Source organism: Rhizobium altiplani (assembly GCF_001542405.1).
Lineage (GTDB): Bacteria > Pseudomonadota > Alphaproteobacteria > Rhizobiales > Rhizobiaceae > Rhizobium > Rhizobium altiplani.
The window spans coordinates 32773-55588 of the sequence record NZ_LNCD01000018.1 but is presented as its reverse complement, the minus strand read 5'-3'; the positions used below and the strand labels follow the sequence as shown (position 1 = coordinate 55588).

Annotated in this window: 16 protein-coding genes and 3 pseudogenes; 10 read left to right on the top strand and 9 right to left on the bottom strand. The window is 58.5% G+C overall.

Going from position 1 to position 22816, the window contains the following annotated elements; translation table 11 throughout:
- Positions 1-218: 218 nt before the first annotated feature.
- From AS026_RS03560 to AS026_RS03535, 6 genes are all read right to left on the bottom strand, one after another.
- Positions 219-983 (bottom strand): DeoR/GlpR family DNA-binding transcription regulator, encoded by a 765-nt coding sequence (locus AS026_RS03560; RefSeq protein WP_007539709.1) that lies wholly within the window; start codon positions 981-983, stop codon positions 219-221.
- 270 nt (positions 984-1253) lie between these two features.
- Positions 1254-1919, bottom strand: coding sequence for a DUF433 domain-containing protein (locus AS026_RS03555; protein ID WP_007539712.1), 666 nt, complete (start codon positions 1917-1919; stop codon positions 1254-1256).
- A gap of 152 nt (positions 1920-2071) precedes the next feature.
- On the bottom strand, positions 2072-2665 hold the full coding sequence (hxsA, locus tag AS026_RS03550) for a His-Xaa-Ser repeat protein HxsA (RefSeq protein ID WP_007539714.1): 594 nt from the start codon (positions 2663-2665) through the stop codon (positions 2072-2074).
- Entirely contained in the window at positions 2662-3747 is a 1086-nt protein-coding gene (gene hxsC, locus AS026_RS03545) for a His-Xaa-Ser system radical SAM maturase HxsC (protein WP_007539715.1), read from the bottom strand. The genes hxsA and hxsC overlap by 4 nt, the downstream gene beginning before the upstream one ends.
- Entirely contained in the window at positions 3744-5150 is a 1407-nt protein-coding gene (gene hxsB, locus AS026_RS03540; protein WP_007539717.1) for a His-Xaa-Ser system radical SAM maturase HxsB, read from the bottom strand. The genes hxsC and hxsB overlap by 4 nt, the downstream gene beginning before the upstream one ends.
- Entirely contained in the window at positions 5147-5374 is a 228-nt protein-coding gene (locus AS026_RS03535) for a hypothetical protein (protein ID WP_028747003.1), read from the bottom strand. Before AS026_RS03535 ends, hxsB begins: the two co-directional genes overlap by 4 nt.
- 201 nt (positions 5375-5575) lie before the next feature.
- Here AS026_RS03535 and AS026_RS03530 point away from each other — a divergent pair, with 201 nt between their 5' ends.
- The 4 genes from AS026_RS03530 (at position 5576) to AS026_RS03515 (ending at position 11403) form a co-directional block, all read left to right on the top strand.
- Entirely contained in the window at positions 5576-6118 is a 543-nt protein-coding gene (locus AS026_RS03530; RefSeq protein ID WP_007539721.1) for a peptidoglycan-binding domain-containing protein, read from the top strand.
- A gap of 111 nt (positions 6119-6229) precedes the next feature.
- Complete coding sequence (locus AS026_RS03525; RefSeq protein WP_028747002.1) at positions 6230-7498, top strand: metallophosphoesterase family protein; 1269 nt, start codon at positions 6230-6232, stop codon at positions 7496-7498.
- On the top strand, positions 7498-10995 hold the full coding sequence (locus tag AS026_RS03520; RefSeq protein ID WP_007539724.1) for an ATP-binding protein: 3498 nt from the start codon (positions 7498-7500) through the stop codon (positions 10993-10995). Before AS026_RS03525 ends, AS026_RS03520 begins: the two co-directional genes overlap by 1 nt.
- 195 nt (positions 10996-11190) lie before the next feature.
- Positions 11191-11403, top strand: a complete 213-nt coding sequence (locus AS026_RS03515) for a type IV toxin-antitoxin system AbiEi family antitoxin domain-containing protein (protein ID WP_028747001.1) — start codon at positions 11191-11193, stop codon at positions 11401-11403.
- A 134-nt stretch (positions 11404-11537) separates the two neighbouring features.
- Here AS026_RS03515 and AS026_RS44125 read toward each other — a convergent pair whose 3' ends face one another.
- Positions 11538-11696 (bottom strand): hypothetical protein, encoded by a 159-nt coding sequence (locus AS026_RS44125; protein ID WP_155951254.1) that lies wholly within the window; start codon positions 11694-11696, stop codon positions 11538-11540.
- 311 nt (positions 11697-12007) lie between these two features.
- Positions 12008-12196 (bottom strand): annotated as a pseudogene (locus tag AS026_RS03505) (ISNCY family transposase); the annotation flags it as partial.
- Between the two features lie 791 nt (positions 12197-12987).
- Here AS026_RS03505 and AS026_RS42960 point away from each other — a divergent pair.
- From AS026_RS42960 to AS026_RS03470, 6 genes and pseudogenes are all read left to right on the top strand, one after another.
- Positions 12988-13293, top strand: a pseudogene (locus tag AS026_RS42960) (M16 family metallopeptidase); the annotation flags it as partial.
- A gap of 427 nt (positions 13294-13720) precedes the next feature.
- Positions 13721-14938 (top strand): SfnB family sulfur acquisition oxidoreductase, encoded by a 1218-nt coding sequence (locus AS026_RS03495; protein WP_007539732.1) that lies wholly within the window; start codon positions 13721-13723, stop codon positions 14936-14938.
- A gap of 135 nt (positions 14939-15073) precedes the next feature.
- The gene (locus AS026_RS03490; RefSeq protein WP_028746998.1) at positions 15074-15256 is read left to right on the top strand and encodes a hypothetical protein; all 183 of its coding nucleotides are present in this window, start codon (positions 15074-15076) and stop codon (positions 15254-15256) included.
- Positions 15257-15633: 377 nt separating this feature from the next.
- A pseudogene (locus AS026_RS03480) lies at positions 15634-15999 on the top strand (IS6 family transposase); the annotation flags it as partial.
- A 401-nt stretch (positions 16000-16400) separates the two neighbouring features.
- Positions 16401-17327, top strand: coding sequence for a DMT family transporter (locus tag AS026_RS03475; RefSeq protein WP_235777086.1), 927 nt, complete (start codon positions 16401-16403; stop codon positions 17325-17327).
- 3 nt (positions 17328-17330) lie between these two features.
- Positions 17331-19307, top strand: a complete 1977-nt coding sequence (locus AS026_RS03470) for an argininosuccinate synthase-related protein (protein WP_062368634.1) — start codon at positions 17331-17333, stop codon at positions 19305-19307.
- Positions 19308-19685: 378 nt separating this feature from the next.
- On the opposite strand, the gene AS026_RS03465 is transcribed toward AS026_RS03470, so the two are convergent.
- Positions 19686-22529 (bottom strand): M16 family metallopeptidase, encoded by a 2844-nt coding sequence (locus AS026_RS03465; RefSeq protein WP_007539738.1) that lies wholly within the window; start codon positions 22527-22529, stop codon positions 19686-19688.
- Positions 22530-22816: the final 287 nt, after the last annotated feature.

The following is a 22816-nucleotide window of genomic DNA, read 5'->3' as shown; positions in this document are numbered from 1 at the left end:
AGCATGCACGATAGTGTGCAGTCAAGCAATAAATGCACGATAGTGTGCACTATCTAGCAACGATAAGCCTCTGCTCAAACCCGGAGGATATCGCAAAGTAATCGCAGCTCCGAAGCTAGGGGAGGGGGAGAAGCGTGTCTGCGAAATAAGCAATCCCCGCAAACCGCTTTCCCAACGCAAGTGCGGCGGCTCGGTTGCCCTGGAGGCCCAGCGACGTATTACAGTTCGACGATTTGGAGCTTTTTGCCGAAGGCCTTGCGCTGTTCCGCGTCGATCCGACTGTCGGTAATAATTTGCGAAAGCTCGTCTATACCGCAGACCCGGGCAAGGGACCGTTTTCCGAGCTTTGAGCTATCGGCAACAAGCACGGCGCAATCGGCTGCGCGGATCATTGCCTGCTTCACCGGCACCTCGATGACGTTGACATTGCTCAAGCCAAGCTCTGCCTCCACGGCTTCGGCACCGATGAAAGCGATGTCGACGTGAATTTTACTGATGTAGTCGACCGTGTTGGGGCCGACGAGCGTATAGACTGTATCGACCTGTACGCCGCCCGTGACGTGCAAGTTGATGTTGCTGCATTCCGAGAGCAACATTGCGATCTGAAGATCGTTTGTGATCACGGTCAGGTTCTGCCTGGATTTGAGGCTATTTGCCACGTGCCATGTGGTCGAGCCGCTATCGACGAGGACAGTCTGACCATCCTTCACCAGGCCCGCAGCGTATTGTCCGAGCTGCCCTTTGACCGATGAGCGAAATTTTCGTCTTGGTTCATAAGGATAGTCAAACCCTTCCTTAGTCTCGATTGGCAGGAAACCGCCCTGGGTACGGATGATAAGTCCCTCGGCTTCAAGACGAGCGAGATCACGCCGGATCGTCGAGCTATCGACCCCAAATTCGTCCTCGATGATCTTCGAAGGAACGTAACCCGTCTTTTGAGCGCGCTCCACCATTTGGCGACGTCTCTCGGCCCCATTTGTCATTTTAGTCCTCGGACGCACATTGCACGTTTTCGTGTATCACACCCTCTTTGCTTAGCGGTGCGTCGTCAAGTGCGCAATCGAGAAGGTTAGGGCTTGCCACACAACGCTTGTAAAGACGGTCTATTCGCGCTGCCCGGCTAAGATTTAGTTTCCCTCGCACGCTGCTACGCTTTCGGCAAGGCGTACCGGAGTTTCGTTCAAACGGCATGGCTCGTTTCACCATAACCTTTTTCCAACGCCATCTTGGCCAGTTCAGGACTGAGGCACTCATCAATCAGGAACTTCATCTCGCCTACCGCGGTGGGGAACGCAACGATCCGTGAGGATGACCGATCCTTCGTGAAGGTCGCTGAAGACACGCGGACGTCCACGCAAAGGATTGGCTTCCGCGTAGATCGTCGCGAGCCTGATCTTTTCTGCATCGAGGTTAGGCCACGTTTCGAGAATGCGTTCCGTCGAAGCGCCTGCCGCTGTGGACGCGGCAACATCATAGACAGGAATGCGGGTGCCACGAATGACCGGCGTCCCACCAAGGATGTCGGGCGATGATGCCATGGCTTCTCGCGCCGCGGCGAGGTCGTCCAGCCGTTCGCGCGCGCCCCTCATAAAGGGCATGAGATCGATCGTCAGAAACTCGTGGTGCACGGTCCAGTCTTCACGCAGTAGGGCGGACCACGGAAGGCTGCGAGCGCTTGCGAGCCGGGCCTCTGCCGTCCGGATGGTAAACAAGCGTTCTTCCGAGGTAAGGTGGCGGGCGCTTTCGAAGTAAAGCGCGATGAGCGAGCAGGCTCCGGCCAGGACATGACGACCGCTGTCTAGCGAAACGAACGCGCCCGGCAAGATGTGTTCGTCGATGACGCGATTGACGTCGCGCAGGCTCACGCGCGAGACAACGGCAGCCTCGCTCACCTTTAGCATTTCCGCCACTGCGGGCATGTGAGCCTCCATTTTATAGTAACGGAGGCTCATCGAAGGCGCCACCCTAGCCTGAATAGAGGCCGGCCTGATCGGGATCTACAAGCAGTTTCACGAGGGCGAACCGCTTGCTAACATGGCGTTCGGACTCGTCAGCATGGCCGGGTCCGGGGCTACTGCACCGCGATGCCGAACGCATCCAATACCTCGGCCGTTATCGTGCCGGTCACCTTGAGATTATTGTCCTGCTGCATCTGGCTCAGGGCGGCGCGCGTCTCTTTGTCGACGACTCCGGTCAGTGCGCCGGCATAGTAGCCATAAGCCGTCAGTCCCGATTGCACCTGAATTACGACCTGTCGGAACTTGTTCGAGTTTCCCGGAAGCGTCTTGACGGGTGCCGCCTGCCGCGGCGCGACAGGAGCGGGGTCCGGAACCGGTGATTGCACAGGCGGTGCCGAATAGGTCGGGGCGGCATAGAGTGGTGCGGGAGCTGGCGAGGGATCGCTGTAGGATGGGCTCGCGTAGGACGTACTCGGCAGATAGCCGCCACCGCTGCCCGATCTGTGGCTGGAATGCGAGCTGTGGGAGCTATGGCTCGAATGGGACCGGTGTCCGGCGAGCGAATACAGATGCCGAATCTTGAGCCGCTCGAGGATCGAATGAGGGTCGGGCTTCTTGACGATCGGGTCGAGCGGCATGGCGTCGGTCTTTGCCGGCAGGAAACCTGCTGCGAGCAGCGACGGAATGAGAAATACGCGTCGTTTCATATCGGTCCCAGCCCCCTGAACCCTTTCTTGTGGTCATACCATTCGAAGAAGCCTCCGCATCGCTGCCTCGACGAGCAGTCTGCGCAGAAGGGTTCTTGCTTGTTCTTCCAGTCGGAGATCGACGCCGGCGCCAGGTGGCGGTAGCGGGCCGGAACCGAGCACAGCGGAAAGTTATAGAGCTGGACTGGAACATCTCGCGCCGTGGCGATGTTGATGGCGCGCGCGACATTGCCAAAGTCCGTGGAGGTGTCCTTGAAGCTCGAATCCCAGTTCATCCGGCCAAAGCCGATGTTTTCAAGCTGCATGATAGCCCAGCGCTCGAGGAAGGGCAGGGCAGTGCCGACGAACCCAGCCAGTGCCGGCAGCTCGTCGTAATTCTGCTGCATGACGACGGTTCGAAGCTCGATGGCGGCCCCGGATTCGAACAGGATGGAGAAGGATTTGGGCAGCCGGTCGAAGGCGCCTGTTTTCTTGACGATGGCATCGTGGCCGTCGGCATTTGCGGCATAAAGAGGAATTCCCCACAGGATCCGTTCGACGCCGATCTCCTGCAAAGTGTCGATGTCTTCTTCTCCGAAGTGCTGGCCGTTCGTAAGGATATGAAACATCAGGTCGGGCCGCGTCTTCGACAGCGACAACAACATGTCGAAGAGCTTCCTCTTGTGAAGGAGAGGCTCGCCTCCCGACAGGCCGATGTAGGCGTTCGACGGCGCTAGGGACGCGGCGGTCTCCAGTTCGGAAAACAGATCGACATGCTGCTTCTTGGGAGGCTGCGAACACATGAGGCACAACTGGTCGCACTGTTCGGTGACCAGGAACGTGTTGTGCTGCGAATCCGCTCTGAGCAGGCGCCGGGCGCTTGCTTGTCCTGGCACGATCATGATCACGTCGTTGTCGAGCTTGAGATCACTCGCCGCATGGAGCGCCAGAGAGAAGCCCTGGAAATCGTATTCCCGCCGCGATCCCTCCATGCCGATCAGGACGGCGTCGTTCGGACCTGGACCGCTTGCCGCGTCCCGTAGCCTGACCACAAGAGGTTCCACGAGAGGAAACGGATCGACCTTGATGCGGAGCTCGATCATTGGTGAACCTTCGTCAGTTCAGGGTCCATTTCATCAAGACCGGACCAGAGGGCGATCGATCTTCGTACCTTTGGATCGTCGGAATAGAGCAGTTCGAAAGCCAGATCGAAGAGCGCCGTGTGCCTCTGGCAGAAATCGGTAAGGTGACGGGGCAGGTCGATCCGCCCGTATCTGGAAAGGTCGTCGATGAGGTCGACGCCGCAGTAGGCCTGATAGGGACAGTGCACGCAGTCCGGATCGAAGAGGTTGAGCGCTTCCGCGTTCAGGGCGTCGACAACCGTGCAGTCCATTCCCGTATGAACGTCGCCCATGCGCAGGTCGATCTGCCCCAGCCGGGTTATCATGCGTGCCTCGTCGGTCGGATAGAACGAACCGTCGTGGTCGACCACCACGTAGTCTCTCCCAACAATGTTGGGGTTCCGGAGGTCCACGTGGCCATCATGGCCGCCACGCACGATGCGCCGCAGACAGTGGGAGAAATAGAACTCCTCCATCGGGCGCTCCGACGTCGCGTTATATTCGACGAGGGTCATGACGAAGCGGCGCACATAGGCGTTCCAGACGGCGCTGATGTCTCGCGTCCGGAAGCGTTTCCGGGCAAAGCCCTGATGATTGACGGGTCGCAGGTATATCGATCGGAAGCCGAAGCAGGCGTAGGTGTCGATGACTTCGCGGGGATCGGGGAGGGCATCGAGATCGAAGGTCGGCAGCGCCGAGACGCGATCCGGCCCGTCGTTCGTCGCGCGGGCAAGGTTCCGGAGAAACTGCTCTGTTGCGGCGGCGGCCGAAGTCCTGTGGCGTTCGTGAAGCGCGCGGGTGGGATCGAGCGACGTGCTGACGAAGGTATCTTCCGACGACAGGAAGTCCCAGGCCGCCTCGCTAACGTCCTGGAGATTGGTGCAGACGACGAACTGCGCCTTGTCGAACCGCTGCCGCGCGAAGTCGCGGACCTCCTGCAAGACATCCAGGCGAAGGAGAGGCTCGCCGCCTTGGAATTCGATCTTGATCGCCTTCGTCGACAGCCCGTCGAGCCAGCGAAGGACGGCCTGGAGCGTCGCCGCGTCCCAATCGTGACCGGGCGCGTTTTCGTTGACGCGGCTGACCTGGCAGTAGGCACAAGCGAGATTGCAGCGAAGCGTCGGCACGAGGATGACGTAGTCGAGGTCGGCAGGGGCGTGAAGACGCTTCGCCCATCGATAGCTGAACGCGTTGTACGCGAGGTCGCTGACGTTATCGAAGGCGTGCCCATTCGTTTTGAGGAAGGCCCGGTCCTCGGCAGTCATGTCGCCATGGACGTAGCGTTCGAGGAACGCTCCGTTCGACCGGAAGAACCCGCCGGCGTCGTTGCAGAAGATGAATTCCTGCTCGCCCACCGGCCGGAACTTCAGCGGCATCACGTTCATCGCAGCAGTCTTTCGATCACCGCCCGGCGAAGCGTGTCGGTCTCGCGATGGATCTTTTGGCGATAGAGCGTATACCGGAATTCGGCAATCAGTCCCGTATCGGAATTGCTCAGTGCAACGCCTTCCTCGGTGGTCGCGATTTCCACGTCAGGATGCAGATAAGAGAAGCGTGCGATGGCTTCGTCGAGATAGGGCCGGAAGATCGGCGCAATGTCTATTGTCACGAATATCAGCCCGAACGAGCAACCAGGAGCTACTGATATAGCTGGGTTGCGATGATTCCAAAATATTATCGCTGAAGTTGATCCAAATTTATTTTGACTTTGCTTCGAGGGAATAGGAAAGCTGGGCCGAAAGACGCCAAGCGCAAGAACCATCGCAGTGGCGACTGTATAGGGACGCGTCTTGATTGGGGCGGCGGCAGGATGATTTTTCAGGCAAGCTACGCGGCGGTACTGGCCGCGTGCATCTTCTGCACGATGTCTGCAGGCGCGGCACTCGCGGAAATCCGACCGGTCCGCGATGTTCAGAAGGCGCTTGCCGAGCAAGGATACGACGCCGGCACGCCCGACGGTATCTGGGGAACGAAGTCTGTCGCAGCGTTGAAGGGATTTCAACGCGCCCACGGGCTCGCGCCATCGGGCGTAGTGACCCAGGATTCGCTGAAGGCGCTCTTTTCGTTCTCGGTGGCTGAGACGGAGCCCACCGTCACTCCGCGGGCAACCGCCGCCGCACCTGCGGCCTCGTCAGTCGCGCTTCAGTCCGATGTCTCGTCGGCTGAGCCTGCAACTTCGTCGCAGCAGACACCGCGGACGCCCAACGAAACCGCGTCGAAGGAACCTTCGAGCAAGAGAGCGGACCATTCAGGCTATGTCGTCGTCATTGTGCTCCTCGTCATAGGATTCGTGTTCGCCCGACGCAGGACTAGGAAAGCACCCCGAGCAGGCCGCCGCATGCGGTCGTCCTGATCTGGCTTCCGGTGAGCAGCGATCCTGTGGAAAAAGAACAAATCATGAATTGATGCTGGCGTTCTTTATCCTCCTGTTTTATCCATCGGACAGACTGGAAGAGGACCGACCTTGGTTTTTCGATTCGTCCACACGGCAGATGTTCATCTAGATTCACCCCTGAAGACGCTTGCGTTGCGGAACGCCGACCTTTCGGAGCTGATCGGGCTCGCGACCCGGCGAGCCTTCGTCCGGGTGATAGACCTATGTCTCGAAGAGAAGGTCGATGCGCTTGTGCTGGCAGGTGACCTCTACGACGGCGACCAGACTTCGATGAAGACGGCCCGCTTCCTGGCGGAGCAGCTTCGACGCCTGCACGAGGCGGGAATAAAGACCTTTATCATCCGAGGAAATCACGACGCCCTGTCGAGGATCACTGCTGAACTGGTCATGCCCGATACGGTGAAGGTGTTCGGCCAGACCGCGGAGACGGTCGTCATGGAGCGGGGCGACGGTCATTTCCCGGTGGCTGTCCACGGTTTAAGCTTCGCGAAGCCGCACGCTCCGGAAAGTCTGCTTCGGCACTATACCCTCCCAGTGCCGGATGCCTTCAACATCGGTGTCATGCATACGAGTCTTGGGGGTTCCGTCGGACACGATCTCTACGCGCCATGTGGCGTTGCCGATCTACAGCAGAGCGGATTTCACTACTGGGCGCTGGGGCATATCCATAGACGGTCAGTCGTTGAGAACGGTTCATCGGCAATCGTGATGCCGGGCATGCCGCAAGGGCGCGACGTCAACGAGGACGGCCCGAAAAGCGTTTCTCTCGTTACGGTCAACGATGACCGGTCGATCGTCATAGAGGAGAGGCAGACAAGCGTGGCGCAGTTCGAGAGACTGTCGATCGACGTCTCCGGCGCCGCCGATTGGAAGGCGATGGTCGGCGACTTGTCCTCCCACCTCGACGCCCTGCGATCGTCCGTGACGGCGGACCACCTGGTAGCCCGCATTCAGCTCAGAGGTGTGAACGAGCTCGCATGGCGCATCAGAAGGGATCTTGATCTTCTGCATACCGAACTAGAATCGCGCGGCTCCATTAGCGGGAACGTCTGGATCGACAAGGTGCAGACGTCCTGCACCGCGCCAGAACGTCCGGGCGCCGGATCGGGCGCCTTGGACGAACTCTCCATGATCATCGAAAGCGAAGTCGGCGCATCTCTGGAATATCAGCAGGAGGTTCGGGCGATCGCGGAAGAACTTCGCGGCCAGCTTCCCGCCGAACTTCGGGACATCTTCGGCACGGATGAGAAAGCGTTCACAGAAAGCCTTGCGCTCTTCGCCCGCGAGGGCTCGGTCAACGTGATGGCCCGTCTTCGTAGTGGCGGCGAGGTAGATTGATGCGGATCAACCGTCTCGACCTTACTCGCTACGGCAAGTTTACGGACAGCGTCATCGATTTCGGGGAGCCGGGTCGAGGGACGCCGGACCTTCATGTCATCTACGGGCCAAACGAAGCCGGCAAGTCGACCACGTTCGACGCCATCCTGGACCTGATTTTCGGGATCGGTACGTCAAGCAAGTACGGATTCCTGCATCCTTATCCAACCATGAGGATCGGCGCCAACATCGAAATTGCGGGAGAAAGTCGCGAGTTCGTCCGGATCAAGCGGCCGCAGAACAGTCTGCTCGATTCCGATGGCCGTTCGCTGCCCGACGCCCTGATCAGAACCGATCTTGGCGGCATCGACCGCGACGCCTTCACAACGATGTTCTCGCTTGACGAAAAGACGTTGGAAAAGGGCGGGGAGGGAATCCTGGCCAGCAAGGGGGACCTCGGCGAGCTGCTGTTCTCCGCTAGCGCCGGCCTTTCGGACCTGAGCCGGCAATTGTCGTCTATCCGCGGAGAGGCAGACGTCTTCTACCGCTACCGCGCCCGCAGCGGCGCGCTCGCCGACTTCAAGACAGAGTTGACCACCCTTAAGGAGCAGCGCGCAGCGCTCGACCTTCGGGTAAGTGATTTTCAGCGCTTGTCGTCCGAGCGCGCGCATCTCTCGCGGCTTCATGAAGACGCGTTGGAGCAGCGAGCAGCGACCCAGAGGCGGATGGACGATGTAAGGCGGATACTCGCTGCGCTTTCTCCTATGGCCAGGCTCTCGACCTTGAAGGGAGAGTTCTCCCAGACGGAAGAGGTCCCGGTGCCGCCGTCATCCTGGTGCGGCGAGCTCCCCGGACTTCGAAGCAGCGAAATCGAATACCGTGTGAAGCTTGAGCAGATCGCCCGCTCGATCGCAGAGATCGAGCGTGAGGCGGAGAAACTGGCTCCAGACCCGGTGGCATTGGAGCTTTCGGCACGCGTGGCCGAACTGTCGGATCTTCAGCCGCGGTACATTACCGCCGAGAATGACATTCCCAAGCTCTCTGCCAGAGCTGCCGAGCTTTCAATCGAGAGCATACTGGTTCAGTTGGGGCGGCCGGGCGATGCTTCCCCCGTTCGCCTTATCCTCGATGCGCCGACGGTTGGTACACTTCGGGCGTTGATGGAAGGCAAGTCGGGCGTCGACGCCCGCCTGACCAGCGCAAAGGACGAGTGTGCGAAGGTAGAGCGAGCGATAGCTGTTCTAAGCGCCAGCAACTCCACCACCGACCTATCGCCCGATAAGGTCAAGACGTACGAACAACTGGCCGCCACCGTGAAGACCATACCGCGGTCTGACGAGGAGGTCGCACTTCGATCGTTGTCGCGGCGTCGCGACGCCGCTTCGGTCGCCTTGGCCGAAACGCTGTCGCGCCTCCTGCCGTGGCGCGGATCCATCGGAGACCTGTCTTCGATGGCATGTCCCTCGTCGGTTAAGCTTGAGCAGTGGAAGACGTCGTTCAAGCTAGCGACGGAGCAGGCCCGGAGGGCCCGCGCCGATCTTGACCGTCTTGAACCGGAAGGCCGCAGACTGGACGCCGAGATAGATGCTGTGCGCAGTCTGGTTAGTGCGATCGACGAGATGCACTCCACCGACAGTCGAGCTTTGCGTGATGAAGCATGGGCCACCCACCGCAAGACGATGGACGACGCGACGGCCGACGCCTTCGAAGAAGCGATGAAGTCGGACGACCACCTTGTGTCCCAGCGGCTCCTTCACTTCTCGGAAATCGGCAAGCTCAACCAGCTCCTTCAGCGCAATGCCGCGGTTCGCACGGACGTGGAGACCGCGCGCCACGCGCAACGGGAGGCACTGGACCGGCAAGAAGAAATCCGGTCCGAGATTACTGCGAGGCTGGACCCGCTTGTCGCGGGATCCAGTTTGGAGGCGGACCCGTTTGAGCTCGAGGACTGGCTGCGAAAGAGAGAGGACGTTCTCAAGGCGAGGGACGAACTGGCCGATGTCGACCGGGAAATCGCCGACGTCCGCGATCGTGTCGGTCGGTCAAGACGGCTACTGATCGAGGCAATGGACGCGGCGAACGTGGGATACCATCCTGACGCCGACATAGCAGCGCTCGTCGCGGCCGCAGAAGACGCCGTGAACGATTTCAATTCGGCCTTCAGTCAGGCGACGCAGATGCGGCGATTGCAAGCCGAGTGCGTCGATCGCGAGCAGGCGCTTGCCGATGCGTCTTTCGCAGCCGAGGCGTGGCAGTCGGAATGGAAGCTCATCTGCGAGAGTTCCTGGCTGGGCGAACTCGACGTGATCCCAGGCACCGGTGCGATGAGCGAAATTCTCTCCACGTTAGAAAAGCTGGCATCTGCGATCGAGAGCAGGGACGGCCTGATCGACCGGGTCCAGAAGATGGAGAAGGACAGGGCGCTGTTCGAGGCGAGGGCCTTGGACTTGTGCGAGAAGCTTGGCATTCCGACGGAGGGATCTCCACGCGAACTCGCGCACCGCATATTCGAGCGCGTCAGACTCGCCGGCCTGAACCAGGAACGTCGGGAAGAACTGGGCGGGGAGCTTGAAGACGCTCGCAAGGAAGAATCGGATCTAAAGGCCGCGACGGAAGTGCTCGACGCACGGCTTTTGGAAATGTTTGCCTTTTTTGGCGTGACGACACTCGGCGAAGTCGAGGCGCAAATGGAAATCGCCGAACGGCGTCAGGAGCTTTCGCGGTCGATTTCCGGTCTCGAGCAGGAATTGCTGCAAATCAGCGGTGTTGCGGACATGTCTGCTTTACGGCAGCTTGTCGCCTCAGTGGACAAGCAAGACCTGGAAGGTGAACTTGCCCGCCTGACGCCCGTGCTTACGGGTCAGGATCAGCGATGCAGCGAAGTCTTTCATCAGAGGTCGAAAGTCCAGGACGCGCTGGACGCGATCGGCGGCGACGCGCGGGTCGCGCAGCTTGAAGAGAAACGCCGGACCATTCTTCTCGACATCGAGGAATCCGCGCGCCGGTACATGGAACTGCGAGCCGGCGTCGCTGCCGCCGAGCAAGCCCTTCGCCTGTACAGGGAAAGGCATCGCAGCGGCATGATGGCGCGCGCGTCGGCAGCGTTCAACATGATCAGTCGCGGCGCCTACAGCGGCGTCGCCGCGCAGCCCGGCCAGGACGGCGAGGTGCTGATCGCAGTCTCCTCCAGCGGTGGATCGAATGCCGCAAACGAACTCTCCAAGGGGGCTCGCTTCCAGTTGTACTTGGCGCTCCGCGTTGCAGGCTACCACGAGTTTCTGGGAAGCCGTCCGCCTGTTCCATTCGTGGCCGACGACATAATGGAGTCCTTCGACGATTTCCGTGCTGAAGAGACCTTCCGGCTGTTCGCCGAGATGGCGCAGCGCGGACAGGTTGTCTATCTGACGCACCATAGGCATCTCATCGAGATCGCGCGCTCAGTTTGTCCCGGTGTCCGATTGCACGATCTGGAGGCGATCGCCACCGCTGGAAAGCTGACTGCGGTCGCAGCCGAGTAGAATCTCCGTGACGTGTCCCGATATCAGGTCATTTGGCTGAGTATCAGGGCGCCGTTCGCCTTCCCGGTTACCGTCCAATCACCATGATCTTGTCACCTTTCATGATCGCCCCGATGACGCGGTCGTCGGCCAGCCGGCTCCGCCTTCAGCAAGCCGACATAGTAGGGCTGCTGTTCGTGGTGCATCAGCGCGTCGATGTACCAGGACGCCACGCATCAGGCCGTTATGGAATTCCAGATCGTCACGCCCAAACGCATGTCGAAGATCAAGGCAGGCCGTAATCTGATCGTCTTCTACTACCGCAAAGACATTGCAGCAGTGGAGGCGGGCATCGAGGACCGCAAAACGGATACTGGCAGAATGAAAATATCATCTCCGGCCCTCACGGCGCTTGACCTCCTACGCTGACGGGCGCGGCGCCATAGACGGAGCTCGACCGACACGAGACGCGCGCCCCGGATTCACACCGGCGCCGAAGGAGCGCGACGATCGCTGGCACGTGATTGTGCGCCGCTCGCCGGAGATCGACGAATGATCCCCGCTCAGAACATTGTTGCGTGGGGAGCATCGTTCCATGGGCGGATCAGCGTCAGGTCGAGCAGGATCTCATCATCTGCCGCGCACTCATCGATATCTTCGATGACGATCTCCTGTCCGCCGAGCTGCGTTTTCGCGGCGGCACGGCGCCTAATAAGCTGCATTTCCAGGAGCTCGCGAAGGAGGCCGGGCGCTGCGAAACCCCTGCCATCTTCGTGCCCGACCTTTGCTCCAAGTCGGGAGCAAAGTGGATGAGGCAACGTTCAAACCTCGGGGAGCATCGTTACGTGCGGCAATACGTGATATCGCGGTAGGGACGCCTATTACTGAGCGCCCCCCGCACAGATCCACGCGGGCGGGTTTCCCGCACGTGGCTCTTACCTCGGGTGATTGACGGCGAAGCGTACATTTGGCCATGGATCAAGGATGCAAGGCTTGGGTAGGTAGTCGGTGGCTAACTGCTCGATCCGTTTCCACGTGACGTCGGCCCTCTGACTCCGCCGCTGTGGCGCCGCAGCAGCCGCATCGCGTGCTTGCGGTGAAAGCCCGTGATGACGACGAATTCATCCAGAATTCTCGCCTTCTCCGTTCGCGTCGAAGCACGATAGCGCTCCGAAACCGCCGCCGTCAGTTCTTTCCTCGTCGCCATGCTCAGCTGTCCCATAGTCGCCCCTGTTCATACCCCTCGGTAGGGAGCAATTTATGTGAGGCAACGGTTGAATATTCGGGAACAGTTTCGACGAGGCAATGCGTACATCTTTGCCTGTTACGGGCGCCATGTAGACGTAGGACGCCTTACCTGCGGTGCCCCTGTCATGCTTTCCTACACCGAAGGTGGCTTGTTCGCTTCGGAACGCTTCGGGAGTTGCCGAGGATAAATCGTCTTCGTGTGGTGTGGTCGCTTACAACACCAACAAAAGCTCTTTTGCCACGAGGCGCGAAGTTCGGGCCAGCCCCACACACTCTGTCGGGAATGTCGCGGTCCGGACAAACGGGATCTGACCGCTGCAGTACTGTTGCCTTCTAACCAAGTCAAAGAGCTCAAACGAGGGAACAAGCTCTCTTGGCCCAAGAGTTGCTTCTTTCATGCAAAATCGAGAGCACCGACGCGCAAAATAGCTACGCGGGATACTACTGCAGAGCCACGGGCGGAATTGATGCGCGGCGCCGTGGGGAGGCACGCGCAAGGTAGAGGAAGACCATCGCAAGCGCCCCTTCAGCTGGGATAAAACGGAGACGAAGCGAGGGGTCGGCCACCTGAAAAGGCTCTACCCAACCGGCCCGCACACATGACGTCGTTTTATATCGCCGTTCTTTCAAGCGCTAAGAGGCCACTTTAGAGAGCTAACAGAGGACAATCCCATCGGTAGGGTCAGGCATTTTATGAAACAGAAAACAAGCTCCATCATGATAGCGCTTGGGACTAGCCTGGCTCTGTTGCTGGTCTGGGACGCAATGGCCTTTAAGGACAGGATACAAGACTCCGCGATGTCCGATTTTGTTCTTCAGAACGGTATTGAGGTAGTCGTCATCCCTGATCACAGGATCCCGATCGTCACCCAGATGGTCTGGTATAGAGCGGGAGCGGCGGACGGCCCTTCGGTAAAGTCCGGCATCGCTCACTTTCTGGAGCATCTAATGTTCAAGGGCACAAAGACGCACAAGGCCGAGGAGTTCGACAAGGCGGTCGCCGAAACCGGGGGCGAGGAAAACGCCTTCACCTCATTTGACTACACCGCCTTCTACCAGACGGTAGTCCCTCTTTTACAGGTCGGAGAGGGCACGGAGCAGAGCCTGGCCGCAATTACGGCTGCTGATTTAAGGGCAATTTACCAGCGGATTTCGCACGTGCGAAACTCAAAATCGCCGTAACCGGGGCCATTGACGCAACGACCCTGAGGGGTGACTTAGATCGCGTGTTCGAGGGACTGCCCAGCCAGCCATCGCTCAACGAAGCTAGAAGGATAGCGCCCAAGCTCGCCCAGCAAATAGATGTCCACTATGATCTTACAAAGACTGAACTCCGCCTCGCTTACCCGGGAATACCTATACCGATCCGCAGTATTACGCGCCCTGCTTCTAGCTGTTTTTCCAATCCCGACAGCAACACCTACCTGCGGGCGAACGTTACGAACTCATTCTGACCGCAAAAGCTCCTGTAAGAAGCGGCGCAAAAACGGAGACACCAATGGAGACTTCATACGCATCCGAAGCTTCGGCCAGGCCCAGAGCAAGCCGGATACGATCCGAGGCCGAGGCGTTGAAGATAGCTCGCAATTTAGCGGCCGATTTCGCCGGGACCGCCTCAGAACGCGATAGCAGCCGCTGCTTGCCTTTTAAAGAGCTGGACCGGCTTTCAAATTCGGGGCTTTTGGCAATCACAGTGCCGCGGGAGTTTGGGGGGCTTCAGGTTTCCAATGCCGTCTTAGCCGAGGTAACGGCCATTCTGTCTGAGGCTGACAGCTCGATTGGCCAGATTCCACAAAATCATTTTTACATCCTGGAGGCCCTTCGCACCGACGGAAACGAGGACCAGCAGTGCACTTTCTTTATGGAGGCTCTGGCGGGACGCCGGTTCGCAAACGCCCTTTCTGAGCGAGGCACTAAGACGGTTGGCCACTACAACGCTCGCATCAGGCGCGACGAAAACGGCTACCGCCTCAACGGCAAAAAATATTACTCCACCGGTGTCATTTTTGCAGACTGGATTGCTGTTTTTGCGCTCAACGAAAAAAACCAGCTGACTATGTCCTTCGTCCCGAAGGAGGCAGAGGGCATAGCGATTTATGATGACTGGGACGGTTTTGGCCAGCGAACCACCGGAAGCGGTACAACTGTCTTTGATAATGTATTCGTCGATCCCAGTCGGGTAGTGCCGCACTATCGTGGTTTCGAGCGACCGTCTACGATCGGCTCCGTAGGCCAGATCATTCAAGCGGCAATTGATCTTGGTATTGCACGGGCCGCGTTCGCGGACGTCGTCGATTTCGTTCGTCACAAAGCTCGCCCATGGATCGACAGCGGCGTCGAGCGGGCGTCCCAGGACCCACTGACCATTGTTCGAAGCGGCCAGCTTGCCATCCGCCTGGAAGCCGCCACCGCCCTTCTCGAGCATGCAGGTCGAAAAGTTGACGTGGCGCAGACCGTCCCGAGCCAAGAGAACGTTGTCGATGCCAGCCTAGCGGTTGCCGCCGCGAAAGTCCTGACAACTGAAATCGCCATCGAAGCCGCCGACACTCTGTTTGAATTAGCCGGCACGTCGGCAGTTAAAGCGGAATTAAATCTCGACCGCCATTGGCGAAACGCCCGCACCCATACATTGCACGATCCAGTGCGGTGGAAATATCACGCGGTCGGAAACTACCACTTGAACGGTGTGATTCCGCCCAGGAACGGTTCACTCTGATCCTTAAGTACGTGCCCCGTCGACGCGCAAGGTCGGTGCGGGCCGGGATCTGGAACGCGAGGGAAACGTGTCTCTGGCAAATCTTGCACATTTGGTCAGGTGGCATATCTCGGAGGATGAATTGCGGGCATTGCAATGCCCGATATCGTCCCGGGCGCCGGCGGGCCAGCGTCAAGCCGCATTCATGGTATGCGAAAGCCGCATTACCTCGCAAAGATGCTGGAAATGGCCGGCCCGGTGCTGCGCACCGAAGGCGAAGTCATGAAATGGGCGCGCAGGGAGAACGCGTATCTCGGCGGCCGGCCATTAAGCAATTGAGGCAGCGAACGCGAAAAAGCCCCCTCGGGCGAAGGCTTCAAGGGCCGCTTGACCGGCCTGGCCGGCGATGTCAAGGGCGGAAACGAACAAGGCGGTCGGAACCTGCCTCGATCTGGATGCAAAAGCAGCCCTGGACAAGCGATCGTTACCGGGAACCGGCGAAGACGGCCGAAGGCTGGCTCCGTGCCAGCGGCATAGAGCGCTGCCGACCGACTGGGCGGTGGCTCTGAGATACGAATTGAGGCTGTTCAACGACACCGATCTTCGTGCTCGCTATTTAGCTTGAGGTGCTCGTTGCGAACACTGAGGAAAAAAATGCAGGGCGCTTCGACCCGACAGAGTTGGGCAAGCAGCCTCGGGAGATGTTGGTCAATCCTGAAGATGTCTGGCATCTGGACGAGATCGTTTCCATCGGTGGCCGAAAACATTGGCTTTGGCGCGCCGTTGATCAGGAGGGCTATGTTCTCGACGAGATCGTTCAAGCCCGCAGCGACACTAAAGCTGCCAAGCAGTTCCTGGTCGACTGCTGAAGAAGCAAGGACGGGTGCCGACGCGCATCGTCACCGAAAAGCTGCGCTATGGAGCGGCAAGACGGGACGTGATGCCCGCATCGTCGCACAAAGGCTTGAACAATCGCGCCTGCGAATTCTCACGTGCCACTTCGCAAACGAGAACGGACAATGCAGGGATTTCGATCTGCCGGCGGCTTGCAACGTCTTATCCCAGTCTTCTCAGCCGTCCGCACGCCCGTATAGTCGTATCTGAAAATGACGCCATTCGGCTCATAATGGATCGTTCAGACCGCTCTGCAAGCCGGAAGCCGCCGCCTTGCCTTCGACTCTCCATTTGCGACAGGCCCTGATGAATTGCCAGGCGGGGCTGCAGCGGGAAACCTGTCCTTCCGTTGCATGCGCGGCAGTCGGAATATTTGTCACTATCTATCGAAGATGATCATGCTGTCCATTAGCGGTTTTCTTGATTGGCACGGTCTTTGCTCTGTTGAACCACAAATACCGTACGGCACAAACCTGCAGAAGTTCCTTCAGCTTTAGGCAGTCGCTACTTCAAGATCTGCGGATGCGGATACCGGCGTTAGGTGGACCGCCTAAACTGTTCGCACTCGTTCTGCAGAGTAGGATGGATGATGCGCCAGCACAAAGAATACTCGAACGTGAACGTTTTCGAAAGTGCCAGGAGGCCGCTGACCTCATCCTTTTTGGCCGACCTGGCCGTACTAGGTGTCGCATTCGTTTGGGGCGCGAGCTATCCGGTCGCGAAAGGCGCATTATTCTACGCGCCGGTTTTGATCCTCATTCTTTATCGTTTCCTGATTACCACGATCGTTATGGCAGTGGCGGCAAGGCATGAGATCGCATCGATCTCCTGGGGCGATTGCATCCGCGGCATCGTACTGGGAACAATACTTTTTTCGATTTTTGTTGCTGAAACTTACGGTATCGCATCAACAAGCGCCATGAACACGGCCTTGATCATTTCGCTTTGTGTAATTTTTACCCCGGTCATTGACTATGGGCTATCAGGGCGACTTCCACCTACGGGCATAGTGGCAAGTGCTGCCGTATCCTGCATTGGTGTCGGTATTCTCACTGGCGGGATCGGCAAGTTCAGTCCGGGTGACGCGCTTGTGGTTGGGGCTGCGATTCTGCGAGCGATTATGGCTGTTTCCACCAAACGCCTTCTGGCCGGCCGGCCGATTTCGTCTGCGGCACTGACGGCCATCCAGGGATCGGCGGTGGCAACACTCACTTGCGTTTTGGCCGTCGCTCAATCCGGAATCCACGGCCTTATTGTGAACGCCACCTTTCAGTTTTGGGGCGCTGTCGCCTTCCTTTCACTCTTCTGCACCATCGCTGCATTCTACATTCAAAACGCCGCGGTCAGAAAATCGACGCCGACACGGGTCGGCTTTCTGATGGGAACAGAACCCTTTTTTGGTTTCGTCCTCGCGCACCTTCTCCTGACAGAATCATTGACCGCAACGGGCCTCATAGGTGCCGGCCTCATCCTCGCGGGAACCTTTACCGGCATCTTTTTTGAGAGCAGGACCTGACAAATGAACCTCGTCTCAACTTCGATCAAACCATCTATCGGCGGCATTTTGAGTTACGAAGATCTGGAGGCTTTTCCGGACCGAAACGCACCGGTTGCAACCATGTTCAGTGGCGGCCTCGACAGCACCTACCTTCTCTACAAACTGCAAACCCTTGGCTTTGCGAATATTGAAGCTGTCGCAGCGGATGTCGGAACGTTCATCGACAAGCCTTTGCTGGAACAGACGGCAGCAAGGTTCGGCGCGCGCTTTGTCTGTCTCGAAGGGCGGGAAGCTTTTGTCGAACAAGGCGTGAAACCCGCCATTCGGGCCCACGCCAAGTACCTTGCCAACTATCCGTTAAGCAGTTCCTTGAGCCGTCCCGTAATCGCCTCGTTGATTGTTGGTTATGCAACGTCAATCGGCTCACGGCTGCTTCTTCATACAGCAAATCTTTCGCAGAATAGCCTTCCGCGCCTTAACAATAGCATCAAGCGCTCGGGATTTTCCGGTAACTTCGGCAGTCCGTATGAATGCTCGGTGGTTTCCCGGCAGCAGAAGGCCGCCGCCCTCTCCAAGTTCGGATTGACTTTTGTGACGAACCGCACGTGGAGCGGGGACGAAAACCTCTGGTGCCGGGAATTCGAGTCTGGACCTTTGGACAATCCCGAGAACTTTTCTATCCCGGAAGAGGCATTTGAATGGACGCGTAACATTGCCACAGAGCAGCCGATAGAAATCAAACTCGGATTTGTCGACGGAAATCTCGTGTCAATTGATGACCGTGATGTTGCACTGATCGACGCAATCCCGCTCCTGAATAAAACAGTTGGTAAATTCGGACACGGCCGCTTTGTCGGGCTCGAACACATCTCAACCGGTGAAAAGGTTCTCGAGGTCCGCGAGGCCCCCGCGGCGGCCATCATCATGGACGCGCTGCGGCACCTCGAAACCGCTTCCCTTGGCGTCAAATCAATCGTGTTGAAGCAAGGGCTTGAGCAAGCCTGGTCCCAGGAGGCGGTTTCAGGTGCATGGGGCAGTACTATTCACAAGATGTGCGAACGGGCCATAGCGTCTGCACTCGAGGGCGTCAGCGGGAGCGTCAGCTACATAGTCGACAACACGCGGTTTTTACCTCGGTCCATCATAGCCAGCACGCCGAAATACATTACGGACCGCCACCTTTGGGAACACCAAGCCGCGAGCCGCCAACCGACCTCTAAACTCCCCCTCGCCATTACCAAGACGGGAGGCACCCATGAAAAGGTCGCAAACCAGGCGCTAGGCAGCCTCAGTCACGAATGCACTGATCATCTGGCGACAAATGGATGGTGGTTTTCGAGAGGTGAGCGCACTGAAGCCGGCTTCGGCATCGAAATTGATGCTGGCTGGAACAACTTTGCTGACCATTGGAATCGACTGCTTCTCGATGAATACATGCGTGACGGCGGGACCTATCGCTACCGGCGCTATGGTGCGTTTGAATATGATGCAGCGGAGGGAATTTTTCGGCTCCTGCCGCATGCCCCTTACGAGCAATCCAAAGCCATCAACCACTTGAATGGCGGCTTCAAGCGCTACTTCGAGCCCTTTGAACAATCCTTTATAGATCATCCGGTATTAAACAAGATTCTGACAGGTTTCTGCAGAATTTTATGTGAAACCGCAGGACATGATCGTTGGAATATTAAGCTTCATCCCTACCGGATTGTTGCACGCGACGGCGTAAACGGTAAACCAGCACCCGAAGGCCTTCACCAGGACGGAGTGGATTTCATTGTCTCTTACATGATCGCGCGGGTTAACGTGACCGGCGGTATGAGCACGATTACTGATGCCTCAAAGCGGTTCCTCGGCGATGTCGAAATGAACCTGCCAAATGATTTTGTGATCTGCAACGACCGCAAGATGTTTCACGATGTATCATCGATCGCGACCGAAAATCCGAAGCTGCCGTTCGCCTATCGTGACGTCCTTGTCATCGCCTTTGAGAAGCTTTGAATTAAGTCTTGGACTTAAGCACATTTGGGAAATCGGAATAGCGAACGTTCCTTATGCCAAAAGCGCCAAACCATTTTCAATGAGCTTGAAATTGAACGTGACATCCTCTCTGCTCTTCCTCGGGCATCGGCGGCATGACGGGCTCGCCCTGCGGCAGGATTGTTAACGCAGCTGGTCGGCATAGTCTACGCCTGCTCAGCTTTGTCCCGGCTGTATTTCTGATGGCCGAGAGCGGGCGGGCTGATGGTCTGGCAGCGGATTCGCAGGCCGGGCCTGGCTCAGCGGCTCTGCACCCATCTCGATCTCCAGGCGTGCGGCCTCGGCACGCACCTGGCTTTTCCGGCGAATCGCTTCCAATGGCGACATGGCCCCTAGCCGCTATCTTACCGTCGCCGGCAAGACCTCGAATTTCCAGAAGTTTTCCGGGCTGAGATAGGTATTGGCAAAAGCGCGGATATCGCCGGGGGTGACCTTGTCGTAGCCGCTAAGATTGTCGCGTATCCAGTCCAAACGTCGCGGATCCGTCTGAGCGCCGCGCAGATGTTCGATCCAGTATTCGTTGCTCTGCCGCTGATGCTTCAGCGTCTCGATGATCGGTCCCCGGGCGCGGGCGAACTCGTCCGGAGAGACATCACGAGACCGCAGGTCATTGGCGATCTGGTCGACAAGTGCGTAGAAGCGAGCGATCTTTACCGGATTCGTCTCGGCGTGGAAATAAGCGTAGCCATAGCCGGGAATTTCCCTCGACAGGTCGACGTCGCCGTCCACCGAGTAGCTTGCGCCTTCCGCAATACGAAACTGGTCGATCAGCCGGTTCTGGAAGATTTGGGTGGCGATATTGGCGGTGAAAGACCGCGGCAGATCGGAGAGCAAATCGCCGATCGGAGCTCCGAAGCCGGCGGCTGCGTTATCCGCCCGGCCGCTATGGGTCAGCAAAACGGGCGTCTTGTTCGCCGCCGGAAAGCGCACGTCACCCCAATCCTTGCTCGGCGCCACCTCCGTCCGTGGCGGCAAAGCGCCAAACGTTCCAGCTATCATCCGGATTGCATCATCTACCGTGACGTCGCCGACGATGGTGATGTCGATCGCGCCGTTGGAAACCATGGGCCGGAACAGAGCCTCAAAATCGCCCGGCTTGGCGGCGGACAACTGGGCGCGATCAGGAAAGGTCCAGCGCGGATCGCCGGAGTGGACGAGACCTCTGAGGTTACGGCTGACAACGCCGTTGGGGGTCGCCTGATACTGATCGAGGTCGCTCAAATAGGCCTGCTGCACCCGCTTGAATGCTTCCGGGCGGTAGGCGGGATCGGCGGTATATGCTGTCATCAGCTGCAATTGCGTCGCTAGATCTTCAGTCCGGGTGCGGCCGTCGAAACTGAAGGAACTGTCGCAGACCGATAAGTCGATGCCGACCATATTGGCCGTCAGCGCTTTCTGGATATCCTGGTAATCCATGCCCTTGACGCCTGAGAGCGCGACAGCCGGAGACGCCCATAGCGGGACGGGACGGTCCTGCGGCAGGTCCAGCCGGCCGCGGCCGATATCTTCGCGCACCAGCACTTCGTTGGCGCGCAGCTTGGTCGGCTTGACCGTAAGCCGGACGCCATTGGAAAAGCGCGCCATGGTCACGCCGAGATCGTCGACGGCGCGGCGTTCGACCACGGCGCCCGGCTGCCCGAAATGGGTGTAAGGCCATGCGACGTCGGCTACACCAGTTGATGCCGAGACGGTTATAGCCTTTGACGCATCATAGGCTTGCCGAACCGCGTCCGCTCCGCCCTGGGGTGATTGGGCCGTCTGCAGCACGATCTGGGGACCGTTGCCGGAGAAGGCATGCCGCAGCGCATGATTGACCTCGGCTGCTGTGACGTCCTTCGTGATCGTCTCGAATAGCGAAAGGTCTTCGGCGGGCGACGTGAAGACCTGATTGTCATTGACGCTCTTGGCCAGCATCGAAGCGATGTCGGTAGTCGTGCGCGTCGCGGCTCCGGCCGCAGCAGCCTGAAGAAACGAGCGATTTTCGAGGATTTCACGATCGAGTTCAGCCTGCCCAACGCCGAACTGCTGGATACGCCGCTGTTCCTGGTCAATGGTTGCGAGCGCCGCCTGCCATTTATCCGGCTCGGAATTCGCCGCGATCAGGACGATATGCGCGGAATCAAGAAGATCCTGGGAGCCGGCAACCGCACTGATGAAAGGGGCATCCGCCTTGCTGGCAATGGTGCTCACCCGGCGTTTGAGCACCAACAGGCCGAGATCTTCGATAAGCTTCGTGCGGCGCTTAGCAAATGTGTCAGGCGCGGTATCATGAGGACGCGTCCAGGCGATCTGCACTTCGGTCATGCCGCCAGGAACAGCGAGGACGTCGGCGCTTTCGCCTTTCGTCTGTAATGTGCCGGGATCCGGTTGTGCAGGCGTCGGACCCGCGGCCTTCCAGTCGCCGAAGCGCTGCCGGATTTCGATTTCCATGGCGACGGGATCGATATCGCCCACCACCATCAGCGTTGCCCGCTCCGGCCGGTAATTGGCACGGTAATAATCGCGGACGAGGTCCACAGGCGCATTGCTGATGATGTCGGTTATGCCGATCGGCGCGCGCATGGTTGCACGCCGGCCGGCGAGCAACGAATTCGTGATTCCGAGCCATGCGCGATATTGCGGCGTGTCGCATAGCCGCTCCTCCGACAGGATGACGCCGCGCTCGCGATCGAAAGCGCCGGCGTCGAGGGTCAACTCGCTCGCCGTCTCCCTCATCAGCATCAGACCCGTGGAAAGCGTGTCGGCATCGACCTCGGGAAGGTCGAGCTTGTACACAGTCTCGTCATAAGAGGTATGGGCGTTGGTATCCGCCCCAAAGGCTAGGCCCTTGCGCTGCAGGATACGGACCATCTCCCCTTCGGGGACATGCGTCGATCCCTTGAAGGCCATATGCTCTAGAAAATGGGCCAGGCCCTGTTGGTCGTCTCTTTCATCGAGCGAGCCGGAGCCGATGCGGAAGCGGATCGCTGCCTGACCGGGCGGCGTCGCATTGCGCATGATCGCAAACCGCATTCCATTGGCGAGCGTGCCGAAATGGACGTCGGAGTCGGCTCGAATGTCGCTTTGCGTTTGTGGCCAAGACGTGGACTGGGTATCCGCATAGGTCGATGACGCGAAGCTTGCGGCGAGCGCGATCGGCGCGAGAAACCGCCAGGCGGCTGAGTATTTTATTTCTCGAGACATTCTTGATCCTGGAGATGAATATTAAAGAGGGTGAACGGCGCTGATCCGACTATTCCGCAGGCTGCATCTTTTCAAAAGCGCTCGAACAGCGCGTTTTATCACCCGCGCAGTTGCGTTGAAAAACACGTCGCCATTCATCGAATTCACCTCTCTATTTCAGCCAAGATACGCTTTAAAGCGGTTCACGTGGTTTGTGGATAAACACAAGCAACAGTCGTGCCAGACGAGAAAGTCCTGTAAATACAATGTGCTTGGGTCGAAACGGCTATGCCGGATTTCTAACATTG

Excerpts from the sequence above, each read along its gene's own strand:
- AS026_RS03530 (WP_007539721.1), top strand. The coding sequence starts at position 5,576 with ATGATTTTTCAGGCAAGCTACGCGGCGGTACTGGCCGCGTGCATCTTC.
- hxsB (WP_007539717.1), bottom strand. The coding sequence starts at position 5,150 with ATGAACGTGATGCCGCTGAAGTTCCGGCCGGTGGGCGAGCAGGAATTC.
- AS026_RS03490 (WP_028746998.1), top strand. The coding sequence starts at position 15,074 with ATGCCCGATATCGTCCCGGGCGCCGGCGGGCCAGCGTCAAGCCGCATT.
- hxsC (WP_007539715.1), bottom strand. The coding sequence starts at position 3,747 with ATGATCGAGCTCCGCATCAAGGTCGATCCGTTTCCTCTCGTGGAACCT.
- AS026_RS03475 (WP_235777086.1), top strand. The coding sequence starts at position 16,401 with ATGCGCCAGCACAAAGAATACTCGAACGTGAACGTTTTCGAAAGTGCC.
- AS026_RS03520 (WP_007539724.1), top strand. The coding sequence starts at position 7,498 with ATGCGGATCAACCGTCTCGACCTTACTCGCTACGGCAAGTTTACGGAC.
- AS026_RS03465 (WP_007539738.1), bottom strand. The coding sequence starts at position 22,529 with ATGTCTCGAGAAATAAAATACTCAGCCGCCTGGCGGTTTCTCGCGCCG.
- AS026_RS03470 (WP_062368634.1), top strand. The coding sequence starts at position 17,331 with ATGAACCTCGTCTCAACTTCGATCAAACCATCTATCGGCGGCATTTTG.
- AS026_RS44125 (WP_155951254.1), bottom strand. The coding sequence starts at position 11,696 with ATGCAGCTTATTAGGCGCCGTGCCGCCGCGAAAACGCAGCTCGGCGGA.
- AS026_RS03495 (WP_007539732.1), top strand. The coding sequence starts at position 13,721 with ATGGAGACTTCATACGCATCCGAAGCTTCGGCCAGGCCCAGAGCAAGC.
- hxsA (WP_007539714.1), bottom strand. The coding sequence starts at position 2,665 with ATGAAACGACGCGTATTTCTCATTCCGTCGCTGCTCGCAGCAGGTTTC.
- AS026_RS03560 (WP_007539709.1), bottom strand. The coding sequence starts at position 983 with ATGACAAATGGGGCCGAGAGACGTCGCCAAATGGTGGAGCGCGCTCAA.
- AS026_RS03515 (WP_028747001.1), top strand. The coding sequence starts at position 11,191 with ATGTACCAGGACGCCACGCATCAGGCCGTTATGGAATTCCAGATCGTC.
- AS026_RS03555 (WP_007539712.1), bottom strand. The coding sequence starts at position 1,919 with ATGCCCGCAGTGGCGGAAATGCTAAAGGTGAGCGAGGCTGCCGTTGTC.